Raw genomic sequence first — 19,750 nt, forward strand, 5'->3', positions numbered from 1 at the left:
AATTATCAATATTAACCATCAAATTTGTAACGCAATCTAACGTCTTTATTCTCATTTGACAATGGTTATTATTTACTTTTTGGTAAAATTCAATCAAAATCCCCCAGCCTTCTACAAACCAATCTTTTGAATTACTGCTAAAAATGAAATAGTTAAGCTTTTTTATAACGTATCTTATTAACTTTATGCACTTTTTTACAATAACCACCACTCTCGGGGATCTTAAATGAAACGCTCTTCCATGTTACTTGCTATAGGGCTCTTAATAACCACTCTTTCAGGCTGTGCGACATCACGCGGATTGATTCAAGTTCCAACGCCTAATACTTCCGCATCCTCTCAAGAAGTGCCGAGTTCTAAGAAAGCAATTATCGCGCTGGTCGAAGATAATAGAACATTCCAAGACAAACCCACCACACCTGATATTCCGTCTTTAAAGGATGGTTTAGCCAAAGCAACTACTGAAGAAAAAGCAAAAGCTGTTGCGCGTAAAAGAAATGGCTACGGAAAAGCGTTAGGCGATATTCTTTTAGAAAAAGAGACCGTGTCTGAGTTATTACAAAAACGCACAACTCATGCACTTAAACAATCAGGTTATGAAGTCATTACAGACAATGAAACCAATCGAGCAAATGCCGATCTAATCCTCACCATTAAAATTAATAAATTTTGGTCATGGTTCCAGCCTGGATTTGCGTCAATCAAAATTCACTCAGAAATAGATACAAATGTCGTGAATGCGAAAGACTTGAATACAGCCCCTCTCCACATTTATAGCAAGGTGACAAAATCAGCTCAAATTGCCAATGGTACGAAATGGGTAGAAAACATTGATGGGGTACTTGATGATTATGAGTCTAAATTAATTTCTGCATTGCCAAAAGCAAATCCATAAATAGCTATAAAGTAAAAAAAGCCCTATGTAGAGGGCCTTAAAAGCTAACGAATGTTATACGTTAAAACTTGGGCCATTCTTTAATGACCCATGTTTTTTTAACCACAAATAAAGATAAGTACTACCACTTATGACTATAAGAAACTTTTAACGTTGCTCCATTCGCTACTAAGTGACTTGTGTTGTCACCAGATCTTAGCAATTGGCTATAAAGTGGGTAATATTTTCGGTTAAACATATTTTCTAAACCAATAGTTACAATATCTTTTTTGTTAAGCGCAAAACTACTGATTAAGTCGGCCGTTGTATAAGATTTCACATCATAACGACCAAAACCGTTTACGCCATTCAACCTGTAGTCCTTCGCACCAAAGTAAGTTGCCTGTAGTCTATTCGTCCAAGTATCAGTTGGACTATAAGAGATGTAACCAGTCAATTTTAATGGTGGGATTCTGAAGCCCGTCATATCTTGTTCTTTATTCGTGTTTTGTGGAGTTTCACGACCTTTCATCCACGTTACACTCCCCCCAGTCCCCCAAACATTAACATCATCAATGTAGTCAATAGTTGCTTCAACACCAGAAACTTTCTCTTTTGTTCTAGCAAGAACCAATCCATTGTTAAAAGATTGGACACCTCCAAGGTCAGAGGTTGAATGGAATACGGCAAAACTAGATGAGATATTTTTAAAATCACCCTTCCAACCCAGCTCATAATTATCAACTTTTACAGGTTCTAAAAATGATGAAGCAAGGTTAAAACCGACTCCAGCATTACGTATAACTAAACCAACATCAGGAAGTTGAAAGCCTTGATTAAAAGAGCCGTATATCGAGTGTTGATCAGTTGGAGAGAAAGTAAGATTTGCATTATATAACCATGCATCAGCTTTAACTTTACCCCCTTGGACTGTATAAGGGTTTGGTTTACCTAACTGAGATAATGGGATGAAACTATCGATTTCAGCGTAACTATCTTCATAACGAGTTCCAATCTCAGCAGCCCATTGGTCATTAAATTGATGCTTAAATTGAACAAATCCGCCAAGACTTTGAGTTGTGAGCTCAGGCAAATAAATAAGATTCCCAATTTTAACAAACTCTAGACCACCAGACTGATCATAAATTTGAGGGTCAAAAATATCCAAGGGCATCTCGCTCTTTTCACGACTAAAGTCACCGCCCCAAACGACAGTTGTATCACCCAAGAATTCAAGTGGAGTCGAGACTGTTAAGCGACTACCTAGGACATTATTTTCTTGGTAAATTTGATCTACTTGTTTTCCACGATTTGCATTACCACGCGCATCAAATGGTGAGAAGCGAGTAAAGAAGTCTCGATAGTAAAGTTGTGCATCAACTTTATTTCCTAATAAATCTTTATTGATATAGGTCAAATTATAGATTTGATTTTCATTTTTATTTTGATCTTTTAATTTTAAACCTTTAATTGCTTGAGCAGGTACACTACCAAGAGGATATTTTTTTGTGCTCGTATCAGCTGCATAATCAGAATCTTGTTCTGCATTATAGTAATTCGCCGCAAGCTGTAGGTATTGATTGTCATCAATATGATAGCCAATTTTACCCCCTATGCTATAGGCATCAGCATCATAAAGATCACCTTGACTGGGTTCTGGAGCAACTCTATCACCACTGGCATCATATGGACTACCAATACGTTGATAGCCAAAGTCCAATGCATAGTCAAAATTATCCAAGCTTCCCGTAAAATATTGGTGAATATCCCCACTTAATGCATCTGTACGGAAATTAGTTAAAGGGCTTTGTAAGCCAATAACAGTTTTAGCTGTAGGTTCTCCACCAGCAGCTTTAGTTGTTATAGATATAATCCCGCCTGCTGCACCACTACCGTAAATGGCGTTGCTTCCTCGAATAACTTCAATATTTTGAATACTTTCCGGATCAATAGAAGAAAGACCTCTAGAAGTATCACGCGTTAAATTCATCGGAACACCATCAACTAAGATAAGTGCATTTCGCCCACGTAATGTTTGTCCATAATCTGTAATTGTACGACTTGAATCAGATAAGCCAGGCACAGCTTTTGCTAAAACAGTTGCAATATTCCCTGAAGAACCATTTTTTAAAAGTTCAATTTGTTTTTCATCTAAATTTGTCACTTGTTTTGATTTTTCTTGTACTTCATCAGCACGTGAGGCAGTGAATGTCATTGTTTCTAACTGTTGTACAGTATTTTCTGATGGAGAAACCTTTTCTGAGTTTTCTGCAAAACTCGAATTAGAAATGAAAATTACACCTGTTGTTGCTAATATTGGGAAAAGTTTTTTAGACATAGATATTGAAGAGGGCTTTTTCATAATTTGCAAATAGTAATAAGAATTTTTATCAAAATAATTCTTGTTTACTTTCCAGTCAATTTTTTTATCAAATAACTTTAAATTATTTATTGTAAATAAATAATTTAAAGAAAAAACTATTCAGCTGTTTTGATACGTAATTTTCTAATATTGAAGGGCTTTGTTGCACAAACATTCAAAAGCTAAACTTCTTCCAAGTTATCTAAATTTAAGTGGCAACTTGGGTGTGAGGTCGGCCTAAATCTGTAAATTTATTTAATACGGCCACACGTGCATGAATCTCATTGACTTGGCTTTGAAAGTTTCTCGCACGGAGTTTATCGCCTAATAATTTGATGCAATGCATCTTGGTTTCTATCAGACTTCTGCGATGATAGCCTGACCAATTTTTCCATATTGTTCTTCCTAAACGTTTAACTGTTCGAAGTAATTCATTTCGCTCTAGCGAGCTGGTCTTTGTATCTTTCCAAGGTTTCGCATTTTTTCTTGGCGGAATCACCGCATGTGCTTGTCGGTCTGCAATTACTTGACGGCATTGCTTGGTGTCATAAGCCCCATCAGTATAGACAGAGTCAATCTGCTCATCTTGTGGAATCTGATCGAGTAAATCACCAAGCACTTGTGAATCACTCACATTATTTGTAGTGAGTTGAATAGCGCGTATTTGAAGGGTTTCAGCATCTATACCAATATGAAGTTTACGCCATTGGCGACGATATTCAGGTTGGTGTTTCTTACGCTTCCATTCACCTTCGCCTAGAAACTTTAAGCCAGTAGAATCGACGAGTAGCTGGAGACCATTACTGCTTTTTTGATAGTTAATTGCAATATCAATATGCTTTTGTCTTCTGCAGATGGTGGAATAGTCTGGTGCTGTCCAATCTAATCTACAAAGATGAATGAGACTTTGCACAAAGCCAGTGACCATGCGTAAAGAAAGACGAAATAAGGATTTGATCATTAAACAGCATTGGATGGCTGTATCTGAATAAGTTTGATTTCGACCATGTTTACCTTTGGGTTGAGCGTACCATTGAGTCTTGGGATCAAACCAAATTGAGAGATTTCCTCGATTTATTAATGCACTGTTATAAGAAGACCAATTGGTTGTACGATAGATTTTAGGTGTGGGCTTATTCATTTGAGAATTATATTGTGGAATAAGCCTTTAGAGATAGGTTTGTGCAACAAAGCCTCTTCGGAGTACTTTATTTAGTTAAAATAATAATTACATACAACGCTAATACTCTTTCATTTTTATTTTTCAAGCTTATAGTTTTCATCTTGTCTCTCTGCTACCAAACAAAATGATTATTGAATATCTCTATCTCTTAAAATAACGCTTTTATTGGACTATTAAATCTTTATCGAACCATTTTTCCACTACATTTGTCCATAAAACAAAGCCAATCAGCCCTCAATTATTAAGAATTTCTAAATGAAAAGCCTGACTTAGCTAAATGCTGCATCAGGCTCATTCACATGATTTAATTTTTTAGCAAATCGATCCAATAATATGCTCTGCGTGACAGGTCGCTCCCTGCTGAGCTGTCAACTGAATTACCCCACTTTGATGTGCAAGTACAGGAACTTCCATTTTCATGGCCTCCATAATCGCAACCACTTGCCCCTCTGCAACCTGCTCCCCGTTTTCTACTTTCCAAGCGCTAATTACGCCATTGATTGGTGCAAGTAAGTGTTCAGCACTCACTGCTGTTTCTGTAGCCGGTTGGTCTTGAAACGTCATTGTAGGGTTTTGTGCAAACATACCCGCAGGTAAGCCTAAACGATGTAATTTCCCATCAATTTCAATATAACTGAGTAACATCGGCTGTTGATGATTCGGAATACTGCGTTTCGTTGGCTTTAAGTCCTGTTTAAAATCATTTTCAATCCAACGAGTATGGACATTAAATGTGTCGGTAAAATCAGCTTCATTTAATACAGCACGATGAAAGTCTAAAACCGAAACAACACCTTCAATTTTAAATTGCTTCAGCGCACGTTTAGCGCGAGCGATCGCAATTTCACGGGTTGGGCCTGTGATAATCAGTTTTGCCATAAGCGAATCAAAATGACTCGACACCAAAGAACCAGTACGAACACCTGTGTCTACGCGTACGCCCTGGCCAAATGGTGCTTCAAATAAACTCAATACACCAAATGCAGGAATGAAGCCGCGAGCAGGGTCTTCAGCATTGATACGAAACTCAATGGCATGCCCCTGCACTTTCGGGGTTTCTTTGATTGAAAGTTCATGGCCTTGAGCCACTCGAATTTGCTCAACCACCAAATCGACTTTGGCCGTTTCTTCCGTGACAGGATGTTCCACCTGCAAGCGGGTATTTACTTCTAAAAATGAAAGCTTTCCATCACGGCTTAGCAAATATTCAACGGTACCCGCACCGACATAGTTGGCTGCCTGACAGATATTTTTGGCTGAAGTTAAAATTTCTTCATAAATTGCATCGCTGATAAAAGGCGCTGGGGCTTCTTCAACCAACTTCTGATTACGACGCTGTAGCGAACAATCACGTGTACCTAAAACCACTACATTGCCATGTTGATCGGCAATCACTTGCGCTTCGACATGGCGAGGCTGATCTAAGTATTGCTCAACAAAACACTCACCGCGGCCAAAGGCAGCTTGCGCTTCACGTACAGCCGAATCATACAGCTCTTTTACATCTTCCAGTTTCCAAACGACTTTTAAACCGCGACCACCACCGCCAAACGCGGCTTTAATCGCAATAGGTAAACCAAACTGCTTTGCAAACTCGAGGGCTTCATCAGCATTATGTAAGGGGTCTTGTGTGCCTTGAACTAAAGGTGCACCCACTGAAGCAGCTATCTTACGTGCTTCAATTTTATCACCCAATTTTTCAATGGCGCTTGGCGATGGCCCTACCCACTTTAAGCCTGCATCAATTACGGCCTGTGCAAATTCAGCACGTTCAGATAAAAAGCCATAACCCGGATGCACCATGGTCGCTTTGGATTTTTTAGCAACCTCAAGAATGGCTGGAATATTCAAATAAGTTTCACGTGCAGTTGCACCCGCCAAACCCCATGCTTCATCCGCCAGTTCGACATGCATACTGTCCATATCGTCATCAGCATATAAAGCAACCGATGAAATACCCATATCACGGCAAGCATGAATAATACGAACGGCAATTTCACCACGGTTTGCAATTAATAATTTTTCAGTAGTCATCATTCATTCTCAAAATCTGTAAATTCGGTCATTTTTTTAAATTTGATTTGGCAATCTGCTGGAATCTGTGCCACCAAGTCCCAATGGTGCTTCGCCACAGCCGCAATCACGGGGTAGCCACCAGTTAAAGGATGGTCATTCATAAACAGTACAGGTTGACCGTTTGGCGGAATCTGCAAGGCACCAATACAAGTTCCTTCACTTTCCAACTCATGAGTAATTTTGCGCTGCAACGGCTGCTCACCTGAAAGCCTCAGTCCAACCCGATTACTTTCATTGGTCACAAGCCAAGCTTGCTGACATAAGCGCTCAATGCTCTCTACTTCGAACCAATCCGTTCGCGGTCCCATTACAATGTCGAGCTCAACCACATCGCCGACTTTGGGCAAGTGTAACTTCGCAATTTCGGTATTACTGATATTTGAAACTTCAACCTGTCCTTGATTAACCGTATCCCCCATTTTTAGAGGTTCTGGTCCTAATACAGCCAAACTATCAAATGAGGCGCTATTCAGCACAGGCTGTACGTCGATACCACCACGAATCGCCAGATAATTTCTTAGCCCTGCCGTCGGTGCTTGAATCTGAAATTCATCACCTTCATCAAGGGCAATCGCTTGATAACTCTCAAAGTCAGCCTTTTGGTCATCACTAAATTTCACGTGGATGTTTGAAATTGCTCCCGTAACCGCAATGACTGCGGACTGATGCATTTTGGCTTTCAAACCACCATTTAAAATTTCAATCACAGGCGTCGGAGTTGGGTTACCGACAATTCGATTTGCACTGTGCATCGCCGATACATCCATCGCCCCTGCAACACCAACCCCAATCTTGGTCTGGTTAAAACGCCCTTCATCTTGGATCAGCATCTGTAAACTCGGTGCTGTTACCGTAAACAAAGGCATGGATTGTTTAGGTTCAACTGTACGAGTGACTTGCTGTGGTACGCTAACCGTGGTCGGTTGATGTGTGACATCTTCAAAATGTACTGTCATCCCCGGTAACAGTAGCGCTGGATTTTTACGTTCCAAATCCCACATTTTTTCAGCAGTCGTACCGATCAACTGCCAGCCCCCCGGACTGTCTTTCGGGTAAATCCCTGAATATTGTCCTGCCAGTCCCAAAGAACCCGACGGTATTTTTTTACGTGGCACAGCTAAACGAGGAATATCTGTAAAAGGTCGATCGGGACTGCTCATATAAGCAAAGCCCGGCGCAAAGCCAATAAAAGCCACATTCCAAACACTTTGACGATGCTTCAAGATAACTTCAGCAATTGAAAGCCCTTGTAACTCTGCAACTTGAGCAAGATCTTCGCCCGTATAGCAGATAGGAATAATCAGCTCTTGGACATTACGCTCAACGCCTGAACCAATTTTTATAGTCTGAATCGAAGCAACCAGTGTTTTAAAGGTGGTTTCGATTTCATTAAAAAACACTAAAATTGTTTTTGCAGCAGGGACTAAGTCTTTAATTCCATTCAATTGCATCGTGTGCAATTTATTGTACAACGCCAATGTTTCCTCTAGGCTGGCAAGCTCTATGAGAAAACAATCCGCGTTTACCGATAAAAAACGCATGTGCCTATCCTTTTTAATTGTTCTTTCGTCCCGCTTAACCTATCCATGCACGATCAGGAATGTCGGTAATGAACATATGACCGGGTGCATGGCTAATGGCAAAAGGAATTTTTGAGTTCATCACCGCCGCTTGTGGGGTTACACCACAAGCCCAAAACACAGGAATTTCCCCAGCCTCAATACGTGAAGCATCACCAAAGTCTGGCTGATTCACATCACGAATGCCTAAACCTTCAGGATGTCCAATATGTACAGGCGCACCATGCACACTTGGCATCCGTGCTGTAATTTTGACGGCATCCGCGATTTGATGGGATGGAATTGGACGCATAGAAACCACCATATTGCCCGAAATACGTCCCGCAGGCTGACACTGAATATTACTCAAATACATCGGCACATTGGTCTGATCATGGATATGACGAACTTCAATGCCCGCCTCTTGCAATGCAGTTTCAAAAGAGAAACTACAGCCAATTAGAAACGTCACCAAGTCAGGATGTGCATGATAAATGTCACTCGCATCCGTTACTTCATCGACCATTTCACCCTCTTTCCAGATGCGATAACGTGGAAAGTCGGTGCGTATATCTGAGTTTTCTGCCAGTCTTGTGGCATAAACACCTTCCTCTAGCACGTCTAAAACAGGGCAGCTTTGCGGATTGCGATGTGCATACAGTAGAAAATCATAAGCCCAATCTTTAGGTACCGAAATCATATTGACCTGCGTCATGCCCGCAGCCATACCCGCCGTTGGTTTGTCAAAGCCTGCACGAATTTTTAAACGTGCGGCTAAAGCGGCTTCAAGCTGCGCTGAATCGACTCGGATATCCTTATACATTGCTTACTTCCTCATGCTTTAAGACAAAGGGACGAATTTCAATATGATGATTTAGCAGTTCAGCTTTAATCGCAGCCGACATCTCTAAAGCACCTGCGGTGTCACCATGTAAGCAAATCGTGTCCGCTTGAATAGGGGTAAATACACCATCAATCGACTCAACGCCGCCATTTTTCAACATAGACACCACACGGCGTGCCACAAAGGCTGAGTCATGTAAAACAGCCCCGTCCAAACGTCGTGAAACCAATGAACCATCACTGTTATAAGCACGGTCTGCAAATGCCTCAGATACAACCTTTAAGCCTGCTGCACGTGCTTGCTCAACCAAATGGGAACCTGCCAGTGCCACCAAAACCAGTTCTGGGTTATACATTTTAACGGCATCAATCACCGCAGCGGCCTGAGCGTGATCGTGTGCAATGGTGTTATACAGTGCGCCATGTGGTTTCACATATTGCACGTGAGAACCAGCCACTTTAGCTAGACCATCCAGTGCAGAAATTTGATACAGCACATCGGCAATCAGCTCATCACGTGACACATCCATATTGCGGCGACCAAAACCAACGAGGTCTGGATAAGATACATGCGCGCCAATCGCGACGTTTAATTCAACAGCTTTACGCAGTGTCTTTAAAATCCCCAGCGGATCTCCTGCATGAAAACCACATGCAATGTTGGCACTTGTCACCACGGGTAGAATTTGGTCATCATTGCCCATTTTCCACGAACCAAAACTTTCACCTAAGTCACTATTTAAATCTACAAACATGGCTTAATTCCTTTATCACTTCACCGTCTACTGGCTTAAAGTTTGGTTAAATAATTAAAGACTGTGGTAAAGGACATATAGCCCATCCACCATGTCAACATACATGTGAGTACACCCAAAATAAGTAACCATTTTGGATAGTTATAATTCCCCATCATATCTTTACGGCAAGCGGCAACATAAACAAAAATAGTTAAACCAATCGGCAGTACCAAACCATTAAAGCCACCAACGAAGATCAATAATCCAGCAGGGGTCGCGCCCAGTACGACATACAGTAATAAAGCCAAAGCGATAAATGTAATGGTGGTGTAATTGGTTTGTTTTGGACTGAGGTTTTTCTTAAATGCGGTAAAGAATGAAACCGAAGTATAAGCCGCGCCAATGGTACTACTGATCCCTGCTGCCCAGAAAATCAGACCAAATAATTTATAACCGAAAGTCCCTGCGGCATATTGAAAAGCTTGTGCTGCTGGGTTGGCATCATGGCTGGCTAAATCAATGCTTGCACCACTCACCACTACGCCCAAGAAAGCTAAAAACAGCACATAACGCATGATGCCCACAACCACAATACCTTTGGTTGCAGCTCTTGCGACTTCATCAATATTTTCAGGGCCAACCGCGCCTTTATCCAGTAAACGATGGGCGCCTGCATAACAGATATAGCCGCCGACCGTTCCACCAACAATCGTGGTGATGATGGCAAAATCAATCTGGTCGGGTGCAAACGTTTGATGAACAGCTTGGCCCACAGGTGGCATCACAATGACAGCAACAATGATAATCAAGATGATTTTGAGCAACCCCAAAACGATCATGCTTTTATCCATCGCCAGCGTGGCTTTTCTTGAAGCAAAAATTAAAATGGCTAAAGCACCACTTAAAATGCCGCCCCATTTAGTGTCTAACCCAAATAAGGCATTGAGACCTAAAGCCGCACCTGCAATATTACCAATACTGAAGAAAAAGCCACCCAAAATGACCAGAAAAGCCAGTAAATAACCACTGCCCGGCAAGGCTTTATTGGCAATATCCGAGGCACGCATTTGCGTCAGCGTTACGACACGCCAAATGTTTTGTTGAACCACATAATCAATCAAAATAGACACGAGAATGGCAAAGCCAAACGCCGCACCCAATTTCACAGTAAAGACCGCGGTTTGAGTGAGAAAACCAGGTCCCATGGCGGAGGTTGCCATCATGAAGATTGAAGCAACAATGGCCCATTGGCGATCTGATAAAAAAGAAGATTTTAATAAAGACATATTTAATGCGTTCCTCGTCCATTTGAGCTTAATAACGCTATTTTCAAGTTGAACCAAGAACATCATTTTGTTTGCAAATTCTGTTCTTAAATCCCTTTAACTGACAAAGATTCCCTGTTGCCCAACCAAAGCCATGGCGGATCAAATCTTCTATTTGAAATAAGAACATAGGCAAGCGCGATGAACAATACGACTTTTTACATCCATTATTAAAACTAAATGGCTGTATTTTATTATTTTTTATTTATTAAAAGTCTAATGATAAATTTTACTTATCACGCACGATAAGCTGCTTTTATAGTTTTTCAAACAAATTACGTTTTGAGATAAAGAAACATCACTTGTCAAAAAACTGCGTACGCCTCAATTATTTTTTAATTTTCTCAAGCAATCTTTTCATTGCGCTTTCAGAAACAGTGACTGCGACATCGGTTAATTTCTCTTTCAAGGCAGCATCATTTCCTTGCATATAAATCGAGGTGAAATGAAAGGTCTTGAGCTGGATCGGGGTATTTAAAATTTCCAAGCGACCATCGGTAATTTCCTTTAGCGCCGTTAAGGTCGGCACAACGGCGATTCCCAAACCTTGCTCCGCAAGACGCAATAAGGTCGCAAGCGAATAACTGGTAATTGAAAGCGGCTCATCCAGTGCCTGCTCTTTCATTTTGGCCTTGAGCTCTTTATAGGGATAGGTAATTTTTGGGTAAGTTAAAATGGTATGAGACATCAATGCCTTAAATGACATTTGCCCCACACCACCTTTAAAAGAAGGCGCTGCCAAGAAACTCAGTTCAAAGTCGCACAGCGCCTGCTCTACACACTCGAAAGCCAAAGTCGGACCCAGCAAAAAGGCCATGTCCAAATCTCCCGTACGCACACCTTCTTGCAAATTTGGGGTTAAATCCACCACAATTTCCACAGAAACTTTGGGAAACTCTTTTTGCACTTTTTCGATATATTCAACCAACCACGTATAAACGATGGTCTCGGAAACGCCTAAACGAATTGTTCCTGTGAGGTGCTGGTTTTCAGTCAGCTCAGCCACCAAATCGGTTTCTAAACGCATAAACTTTTCAGCATATTTAAACAGGGTCATGCCTTTATGGGTGGGTTTAAGCTGTCGAAAGCTGCGATCTAGAACTTTAAAACCTAAATCATTTTCAAGAGAGGTGATTTTTTGTGAAACGGCAGGCTGAGTCGTTTGTAATTTTGTGGCAGCCTTATTGAAACTATTTAAAGTCACAACCCAATAAAATGCTTCTAGATTTTTTAAATTCACCCTGAATCCTGCCTTTACTCCATCCCGCTTATAGTACGGCAGTTCCCACTATTTTTTAAGTTACTGTTTTATATAATTTCAAAATGTCTCACGAGATGATGATCATTCAAGCGCTATGCCTTGCCCAAATACATCTATTTTGCGTCTTATACAACCTTACTCGCTCGAACCGGATCAAGGCTCTTTAAATCAAGTTTAGTCAAAAAAAGACGCTTGTAAAAATCAATGTTTATTCGCGCTGCACTTCATCCCATCACGAATCATCATAAAAAAAGCACCTTTGTTAAAAAGATGCTTTTTTTAAACTCAACTGAAAAGGGAGTGTAAAAATCTAAAAGCGCTTATTTACTCTTCTGTAAACGTAAAGCATTTAAGACTACGGACAATGAGCTCAATGACATAGCCACCGCAGCGAACATTGGGGTGAGTAATAACCCTGTTAATGGATAGAAAATTCCTGCTGCCACAGGTACACCTAAACCGTTATACACAAAGGAAAAAGCAAGGTTTTGTTTCATATTCCGCACACCCAGTTTCGCCATATGTAGCGCATCGGCTGCGCCACGAATATCACCTTTAACCAAAGTCACTTGTGCGGTTTGTTTAGCAATATCGGTTCCGTTCCCCATTGCAATTCCGACATTGGCTTGTGCCAAGGCTGGTGCATCGTTAATGCCATCTCCCGCCATCGCCACAATTTTACCTTGGGCCTGATATTTCTTCACGATGTCCAGTTTTTCAGTTGGAGTGCAGTTGCCATATACATGCTGAATCCCCAGTTCTTTTGCGACTAACTGTGCATTCTGCTCATGGTCACCTGTTGCCATCACCACTTCAATGCCATCAGCCATCAATTGCTTAATGACCTCTTGCGCATTTGATTTAATCGCATCGTGAATAGAAATATAAGCCAGCACTTCTTGGCTATTGCTTAAGAAACTGATCACATTGCCTGTCGCACGCTGCTGGTTCAACTGGCTTTGCAAAGTATCATCTAAAGTGATGCCGAGCTGTTCAAGCAGCTTTTGGCTACCAATATAGAGGGTTTGCTCGCCAATCTGACCTTTGACACCAAAGCCAGTCACATCCTCAAAGTCTGCCACTTTCAGCAACTGCTGTGAAGGCACAATTTGCGTCAAAGTCTGTGCAATCGGGTGACTTGAATATTGCTCAATCGAAGCAATCCACTGTTCCGCTTGCGCTTGGTTCACATTTGGGCTGAGCAACTGAATTTCTTTAAGGCTTGGTTTACCTTCCGTCAGAGTCCCTGTTTTATCGACAATCAGGGTATTCACTTTACTTAAAGCTTCAATCGCCTCTGCATCTTTAAATAATACCCCTTTTTGTGCCGCGCACCCTGTAGTGGCCATCACGGACATTGGCGTCGCCAAACCCAGCGCACATGGGCAGGCAATAATCAATACCGCCACCGCACACATCAGAGCCAAGTCAAATTGCGCACCACCAAACACCATCCATGCAACGAAAGTCAAAACACTAATCAGTAACACCACAATCACAAAATACTTGGCAAACACATCGGCCAAACGTTGTAACGGTGCTTTAGAACGCTGTGCTTCTGCCACCGTCTGAATCATTTTCGCCAAAGTGGTATTCGCCCCGACCGCCGTGGTTTGAATACGAATACTGCCTTGTTGATTGACCGTACCACCAATGACTGTGTCATGCATTTGCTTTTTCACAGGTACAGGCTCCCCTGTCATCATGGCTTCATCGACATAGGTTTTGCCTTCCACCACCACACCATCTAGTGGAATCTGTTCACCTGAAGAAATCTGTAGAATATCCCCCTGCTTCACCATGCTAATTTCAACTTCAACCACCTGATCGGCTTGTACCAATTTGGCAGTATTCACTTGTAACTTTAACAAGGCTTTCAGCGAATCTGCGGTTTTGGCACGCGCTTTCAGCTCCATGATTTGCCCCAGCAAGCTTAAGGACACAATCATACAGGCTGCTTCAAAATACACCGCCACGCCATGCCCTGTTTTGGCTGCCATCGGAATCAAACTTGGGAAAATAGTCGCCACCACACTATAAATATAGGCCGCTAACACCCCGACACCAATGAGGCTCCACATATTTAAGTTGCGGGTTTTATACGAGGTCCAGCAACGCTCAATAAACGGTTTACCCGCCCATAGCACTACAGGAGTCGCTAGGACCAACTCAATCCACGGCTGAATATGCGGTGAAATGAAACTATGAATATGTGAACCCATCGCCAGTACAAATACAATCAACGTAAGCGGCAAAGTCATCCAAAAGCGATGGCTAAAATCCACCAATTCAGGGTTCGGTGCATCATCTAAAGTCGGTTGCATCGGCTCGAGTGCCATACCACAAATCGGACACGTCCCCGGTCCCTTTTGTACAATTTCAGGGTCCATCGGACAGGTATAGTCCATATCCGCCGCCCCTTCAGGCACAGGACGCTGATCGGGTGGAATCAGATAAAATTCAGGGTCAGCCTTAAACTTATCTAAGCACGAAGGATTACAAAAATAATAAGTCTGTTGCTGATAATCCGTTTTTAACTCTGTATTCGGATCGACTGACATGCCACAGACAGGGTCCATAAACTCAGCTGATCCAGATGGAGCATGATGTTCATGTTGATGTTTCCCACCACCACAGCAACTACTTTGGGCAACTTCTACCTTCGGCTTGGGTGCACAGCAACTTGCTTTGCTGTCTGGTTCTATTTTCGGCTTAGGCTCACAACAAGATGTTTTTTTCTCTGTCTCTTTCGGAGTTGATCCACAACAGCCAGCAGTAGAAGTAGACACCGATGCTGCATCTTCAGTTTTTACATAAGCCTCTGGGGTTGCAATAAACTTTTGCAAACATTTTTCACTACAAAAATAGTAGTCCTGTCCCTGCCACACGGTATGCGGTTTAGTTAAATCTGTTACGGTCATACCACACACAGGGTCAATAAATGTGGTCTTCTCTGCATCTGACACAGGTTTTGATCCGCAACCACAACCTTTGGAAGTAACTACAGCACTTTCCTCTTTCCCCTGAGATGAAGCATCGCTTATATCTGTTTTGGATTGACTACAACAAACACTGGGCGCCCTTTCTGATGTTAAGTAAGCCTCTGGATTGGCCGAAAATTTCTTTAAACAGCCTGAGCAACAAAACAAATAACGAACTGATTGATACTCATACACATGAGGAGAGTCCTCTGCGACCGTCATCCCACAGACAGGATCGATATTCACCACCATCGGCGCTAATTTCTGTTTGGAACAGCAAGACGTTTTGTGTTGCTCACTCATTCTGACTCACCTTTTATTTTTTGATTGTGTTAGCATAAAGTCTGTACCTAGGTACTGAGTCAAGCCTTTTGGAGATTATTTTATGCTCACTATCGGCAAGCTGGCAAAACACTGTCAAGTGAATGTGGAAACCATTCGTTATTATCAACGGATCGGTCTGATGCGTATTCCTGAAACCACACAAAACTATCGCTACTATAGTCAGCAAGATATTGAAACCTTAAGCTTTATACAAAAAGGTAAAGATGCGGGCTTACAGCTCAGTGAAATTCAAGATCTACTACATTTGCAACTGGATGACCGTGAAAAAGTCCGTGATGTGATTCAGCAACGACTGGAAAAAATTGATCAACGGATTCAAGAGCTGAATGCTTTGAAACAACGCCTTTCAAGCTGGGTGGATGAATGTAAAACCACCACCGACAGTTGCTGCCCAATTTTGCAAGAGCTAAAAAAAGGTTCAACGATTGCACCATAAACAGATACCATCTTTGAAATTTGACGATCATTTTCACACACACCTTTTCGATTCTCAGGACTGCGTTCACCATGTCGATTGAACTTGCCCAACTCAGAAAACAGCTTCGCAAACAACGCAGACAAGTTTCCGCCTATCAACAGCAGCAGTCCGAACTTCAAATTTTACAACGTTTAAGACGTGTGCCCGAATTTAAACATGCCACCCGTGTCGGGATCTATCTACATGCTTTTGGGGAAATTCAAACCCATAAAATCATTGAATATTGTTTTCATCAAAAAAAAGCAGTGTATTTACCGATGATTTGCAATATGAATCAGCGCTTAGTGTGGGTCAAAGTTTCACGTCATCAATTTCAAAATAAACGCTTTTCTCACCATCCGTTGGGTATGCAAGAGCCTATGGCAACACGTGGTCAGCACGTTTCACATTTAGACCTATTACTCATGCCCTTATTGGCGTGTGATCCTTATGGCACACGCATTGGCATGGGTGGTGGTTTTTATGACAAAACCTTGGCTTCTGCGCCCTATCACCGTCCGTTTCGTTTGGGTTTGGCCCATCACTTCCAGTTGGTGCCACAGCGCTTAATTCGAGAAACATGGGATCAACCTTTGGATGGGCTGCTGACCCCTCAACAGCATTTACGCTTCAAGCGCTAAAATTGACATTTTTGACTGTTGAGAATACTTAAAAATCACATGTTTAGTCATTTTTTATACAATTTATTTTGACCTGCCCTTGTATTTTTTAAAATACCCATCACTATAAAAAACATGGCAACACCGTTGTCACTCATTAGGAGTGCCCATGTCTGAAATTATTATGAATCAAGAAACCTTAGAGCCTCAGGTTCCAAGTGTATTACCACTTTTAGCGTTACGTGATGTGGTGGTGTATCCGCACATGCAAATTGCGCTATTTGTAGGTCGTGAAAAATCGATCAATGCAGTTGATGTGGCTCGTAACAGTGACAATCTAGTATTTGTAGTTGCTCAGAAAGATTCTCTTTCAGAAGAAATTGATCACGACAACTTATATCAATACGGTACTGTCGCGAAGATTGTGCAAGTTGTGAATCATGAAAATGATGAAAACTGTATAAAAGTATTAATTGAAGGCTTGCATCGTTCAAAGCTAGAAAAAATCATTGATGAAAATGATTATCTAACCGCAGAACATGCGCTTAGCCCAATGTCAGTCCACATTGACGAAACCACGCAAGAAACACGTGTCCAAGAATTACGTGCCCTATTTGCTCAATATGCTGAAGCAAAGCTGCGTAATGCACGTGAACTGATTGCTGCTGCGAACAAAATTGACGATTTACTGCAGTTGTTATTCTTCGTAGCGACCCGTGTTCCACTGAATATTGATGTGAAGCAAAAATTCCTCGAACACGATGAGTTTGAAGCCCATCTACAAGAACTGATGACGTATTTATTGCAGCAATCTGAAGAACAACAGATTGAGCAAACTTTACATGACTCAGTGAAGCGTCAAATGGAGAAAAATCAACGCGAATACTTCCTCAATGAAAAGATGAAGGTGATTCAGCGTGAGCTTTCTGACATGAATGGCGGCGCGGAAGATGACGTTGCTGAAATTGAAAAACGTCTTGCCGAAGCTGATTTGCCTGAACACGTGCGCAAAAAAGCTGAAAGCGAATTCCGTAAGCTTAAAGCGATGCAACCTGCGTCTAGTGAAGCGGCTGTGGTGCGCAATTATATCGAGGCCATTTTAGATACGCCTTGGAATAAAGCCAGCAAAGTCAGCATTAACTTAAGCAAAGCGCAAGAAATTTTAGATACCGATCATTACGGCTTAGATGACGTAAAAGATCGTATTGTGGAATATTTAGCGGTTCAATCTCGCGTGAAAAAACTCAAAGGCCCAATCCTTTGTTTGGTTGGCCCTCCAGGTGTAGGTAAAACTTCACTGGGTGAATCTGTTGCGAAAGCGACAGGTCGTGAGTTTGTGCGTATGGCACTCGGTGGCGTACGTGACGAAGCGGAAATCCGTGGGCACCGTCGTACTTATATCGGTGCGATGCCGGGTAAAATTGTGCAGTCTTTAACGAAGGTCGGCGTGAAGAACCCATTGTTCTTGCTCGACGAAATCGACAAGATGGCACAAGACTACCGTGGCGACCCTGCTTCTGCGTTGCTTGAAGTACTCGATCCATCACAGAACAGCAAGTTTAACGATCACTATTTAGATCTTGATCTGGACTTGTCTGAAGTGATGTTCATTTGTACTGCGAACAGCATGAATATTCCAGAAGCCTTGCTTGACCGTATGGAAGTGATTCGTCTACCGGGGTATACCGAAGATGAAAAAGTGAATATTGCTGAGCGTTACCTTGTTCCGAAAGCAATGAAGAACAATGGCCTACGTGCGAAAGAATTGACTGTTCATGAAGAAGCGATTCGTGACATCGTACAACGTTATACACGTGAAGCCGGTGTGCGTAGTTTAGAGCGTGAAGTCTCTAAAATTGCCCGTAAAGTGGTAAAAGAAGCGGTCAGCAAGAAGGCGAAAAACCTACAAGTCGACGTGACTTCGGCTAACCTTCCAGACTACTTAGGTCCACATAAGTTTGACTTTGGTATGGCGGAAGACGAAGCCCAAGTGGGTCGTGTCAATGGTTTAGCATGGACTTCGGTCGGTGGTGAGTTGTTGACCATTGAAGTTGCAGCGGTCAAAGGTAAAGGTAAATTCATTACCACGGGTTCACTCGGCGATGTAATGAAAGAGTCCATTACCGCAGCTATGACTGTCGTGCGTACCCGTGCAGATGAATTGGGTATCGAATCGACCCGCTTTGAAGAAACCGATGTTCACGTGCACTTACCAGAAGGTGCAACACCGAAAGATGGTCCATCTGCAGGTTTAGCGTTAACAACTGCATTGGTTTCTGCTTTCACAGGCATCCCAATTCGTCCAGATATTGCCATGACAGGTGAAACCAGTCTTGGTGGTCGTGCAATGCGCATTGGTGGCTTGAAAGAGAAACTACTGGCTGCACACCGTGGTGGAATTAAGCTGGTCTTCATTCCTCAAGACAACGTCCGTGATTTATCTGAAATCCCTGACAATGTCAAAGAAGGTTTAGAGATTAAAGCGGTGAAATCGATTGATGAGATTTTACCACTGGCGTTGACCTCTATGCCTGAGCCTTTGGTCAAAGCACCAATAGTGAAAGCGGTCGATGAAGGCAAAAAAGCTGCACGCCACTAATTCGGCATCGTAAAAAAGAGAGCTTCGGCTCTCTTTTTTATTACAATTTACTGTAGATAACACCACACATCTTTATGCTTTTATTTCCTACAATAATTTGATCAAGGGATACATGTAGGACAACTAAAATGAAAAACCCGATTGGCTGGTTTGAAATTTATGTGGATGACTTATCTCGTGCCAAACAATTTTATGAATCTGTTTTTAATATTCAATTAACTGAATTAACCCCACCAGCAGATGATAATTCACTGCAAATGTGGGCTTTCCCCTCAGACATGCAAGCCTATGGTGCTTCAGGTGCACTGGTGAAAATGCCAGGCCTATCCGCAGGAGGAAACAGTACCTTAATCTATTTTTCATGTGACGATTGTGCGAATGAAGCGAGCCGACTTGTTGAGTCTGGTGGAAAAATTCATGAAGCAAAAACGGCCATTGGTGAATATGGTTTTATTGTGCTGGCCTTTGATAGCGAAGGAAATATGATTGGCCTACATTCCATGACGTGAAATGAATCTACCCATTTTC

General features: G+C 42.0%; 13 protein-coding genes and 1 pseudogene. 5 read left to right on the plus strand and 9 right to left on the minus strand.

Going from position 1 to position 19,750, the window contains the following annotated elements; genetic code table 11:
• The first annotated feature begins 241 nt into the window (after positions 1-241).
• The gene (locus ACFN7Z_RS11430) at positions 242-895 is read left to right on the plus strand and encodes a flagellar biosynthetic protein (RefSeq protein WP_010326313.1); all 654 of its coding nucleotides are present in this window, start codon (positions 242-244) and stop codon (positions 893-895) included.
• Between the two features lie 121 nt (positions 896-1,016).
• Here ACFN7Z_RS11430 and ACFN7Z_RS11435 read toward each other — a convergent pair whose 3' ends face one another.
• The 9 genes and pseudogenes from ACFN7Z_RS11435 to ACFN7Z_RS11475 all read right to left on the minus strand — a co-directional run bounded on the left by ACFN7Z_RS11435 (position 1,017) and on the right by ACFN7Z_RS11475 (position 15,504).
• Complete coding sequence (locus tag ACFN7Z_RS11435; RefSeq protein WP_171253705.1) at positions 1,017-3,236, minus strand: TonB-dependent receptor; 2,220 nt, start codon at positions 3,234-3,236, stop codon at positions 1,017-1,019.
• Positions 3,237-3,444: 208 nt separating this feature from the next.
• On the minus strand, positions 3,445-4,377 hold the full coding sequence (locus ACFN7Z_RS11440) for an IS5-like element ISAha1 family transposase (protein ID WP_004637176.1): 933 nt from the start codon (positions 4,375-4,377) through the stop codon (positions 3,445-3,447).
• Between the two features lie 354 nt (positions 4,378-4,731).
• A complete protein-coding gene (locus tag ACFN7Z_RS11445) occupies positions 4,732-6,453 on the minus strand; it encodes a biotin carboxylase N-terminal domain-containing protein (RefSeq protein ID WP_010326311.1) in 1,722 nt (573 codons plus the stop codon).
• On the minus strand, positions 6,453-8,036 hold the full coding sequence (locus ACFN7Z_RS11450; protein WP_010326310.1) for an urea amidolyase family protein: 1,584 nt from the start codon (positions 8,034-8,036) through the stop codon (positions 6,453-6,455). The genes ACFN7Z_RS11445 and ACFN7Z_RS11450 overlap by 1 nt, the downstream gene beginning before the upstream one ends.
• Positions 8,037-8,070: 34 nt before the next feature.
• Entirely contained in the window at positions 8,071-8,877 is an 807-nt protein-coding gene (locus ACFN7Z_RS11455) for a putative hydro-lyase (protein ID WP_010326309.1), read from the minus strand.
• Positions 8,870-9,652 (minus strand): LamB/YcsF family protein, encoded by a 783-nt coding sequence (locus ACFN7Z_RS11460; RefSeq protein WP_010326308.1) that lies wholly within the window; start codon positions 9,650-9,652, stop codon positions 8,870-8,872. Before ACFN7Z_RS11460 ends, ACFN7Z_RS11455 begins: the two co-directional genes overlap by 8 nt.
• Positions 9,653-9,687: 35 nt before the next feature.
• Positions 9,688-10,942 (minus strand): annotated as a pseudogene (locus ACFN7Z_RS11465) (NRAMP family divalent metal transporter).
• Positions 10,943-11,287: 345 nt separating this feature from the next.
• Positions 11,288-12,199, minus strand: a complete 912-nt coding sequence (gene mumR, locus ACFN7Z_RS11470) for a LysR family transcriptional regulator MumR (RefSeq protein ID WP_004694273.1) — start codon at positions 12,197-12,199, stop codon at positions 11,288-11,290.
• A gap of 341 nt (positions 12,200-12,540) precedes the next feature.
• Positions 12,541-15,504, minus strand: a complete 2,964-nt coding sequence (locus ACFN7Z_RS11475) for a heavy metal translocating P-type ATPase (protein ID WP_058952085.1) — start codon at positions 15,502-15,504, stop codon at positions 12,541-12,543.
• A gap of 82 nt (positions 15,505-15,586) precedes the next feature.
• On the opposite strand from ACFN7Z_RS11475, the gene ACFN7Z_RS11480 reads away from it, so the two are divergent.
• The 4 genes from ACFN7Z_RS11480 to ACFN7Z_RS11495 all read left to right on the plus strand — a co-directional run bounded on the left by ACFN7Z_RS11480 (position 15,587) and on the right by ACFN7Z_RS11495 (position 19,731).
• Positions 15,587-15,982, plus strand: a complete 396-nt coding sequence (locus ACFN7Z_RS11480) for a MerR family transcriptional regulator (protein ID WP_010326305.1) — start codon at positions 15,587-15,589, stop codon at positions 15,980-15,982.
• A 71-nt stretch (positions 15,983-16,053) separates the two neighbouring features.
• Positions 16,054-16,644 carry a 5-formyltetrahydrofolate cyclo-ligase gene (locus ACFN7Z_RS11485; protein ID WP_010326304.1) on the plus strand — a complete coding sequence of 197 codons (591 nt, stop codon included), beginning with the start codon at positions 16,054-16,056 and terminating at the stop codon, positions 16,642-16,644.
• Between the two features lie 148 nt (positions 16,645-16,792).
• Positions 16,793-19,222: an endopeptidase La gene (gene lon, locus ACFN7Z_RS11490; protein WP_010326303.1), complete on the plus strand. Its 2,430-nt coding sequence runs from the start codon at positions 16,793-16,795 to the stop codon at positions 19,220-19,222.
• A 128-nt stretch (positions 19,223-19,350) separates the two neighbouring features.
• A complete protein-coding gene (locus tag ACFN7Z_RS11495; RefSeq protein ID WP_004980894.1) occupies positions 19,351-19,731 on the plus strand; it encodes a VOC family protein in 381 nt (126 codons plus the stop codon).
• Positions 19,732-19,750: the final 19 nt, after the last annotated feature.

Source organism: Acinetobacter sp. P1332 (assembly GCF_044057475.1).
Taxonomy (GTDB): Bacteria; Pseudomonadota; Gammaproteobacteria; order Pseudomonadales; family Moraxellaceae; genus Acinetobacter; species Acinetobacter johnsonii.

Bases quoted from the DNA above. Each gene is read 5' to 3' on its own strand.
- ACFN7Z_RS11475 (WP_058952085.1), bottom strand. From the start codon at position 15,504: ATGAGTGAGCAACACAAAACGTCTTGCTGTTCCAAACAGAAATTAGCG.
- ACFN7Z_RS11460 (WP_010326308.1), bottom strand. From the start codon at position 9,652: ATGTTTGTAGATTTAAATAGTGACTTAGGTGAAAGTTTTGGTTCGTGG.
- lon (WP_010326303.1), top strand. From the start codon at position 16,793: ATGTCTGAAATTATTATGAATCAAGAAACCTTAGAGCCTCAGGTTCCA.
- ACFN7Z_RS11445 (WP_010326311.1), bottom strand. From the start codon at position 6,453: ATGACTACTGAAAAATTATTAATTGCAAACCGTGGTGAAATTGCCGTT.
- ACFN7Z_RS11440 (WP_004637176.1), bottom strand. From the start codon at position 4,377: ATGAATAAGCCCACACCTAAAATCTATCGTACAACCAATTGGTCTTCT.
- ACFN7Z_RS11455 (WP_010326309.1), bottom strand. From the start codon at position 8,877: ATGTATAAGGATATCCGAGTCGATTCAGCGCAGCTTGAAGCCGCTTTA.
- ACFN7Z_RS11435 (WP_171253705.1), bottom strand. From the start codon at position 3,236: ATGAAAAAGCCCTCTTCAATATCTATGTCTAAAAAACTTTTCCCAATA.
- ACFN7Z_RS11480 (WP_010326305.1), top strand. From the start codon at position 15,587: ATGCTCACTATCGGCAAGCTGGCAAAACACTGTCAAGTGAATGTGGAA.
- ACFN7Z_RS11485 (WP_010326304.1), top strand. From the start codon at position 16,054: ATGTCGATTGAACTTGCCCAACTCAGAAAACAGCTTCGCAAACAACGC.
- ACFN7Z_RS11430 (WP_010326313.1), top strand. From the start codon at position 242: ATGTTACTTGCTATAGGGCTCTTAATAACCACTCTTTCAGGCTGTGCG.
- ACFN7Z_RS11495 (WP_004980894.1), top strand. From the start codon at position 19,351: ATGAAAAACCCGATTGGCTGGTTTGAAATTTATGTGGATGACTTATCT.
- ACFN7Z_RS11450 (WP_010326310.1), bottom strand. From the start codon at position 8,036: ATGCGTTTTTTATCGGTAAACGCGGATTGTTTTCTCATAGAGCTTGCC.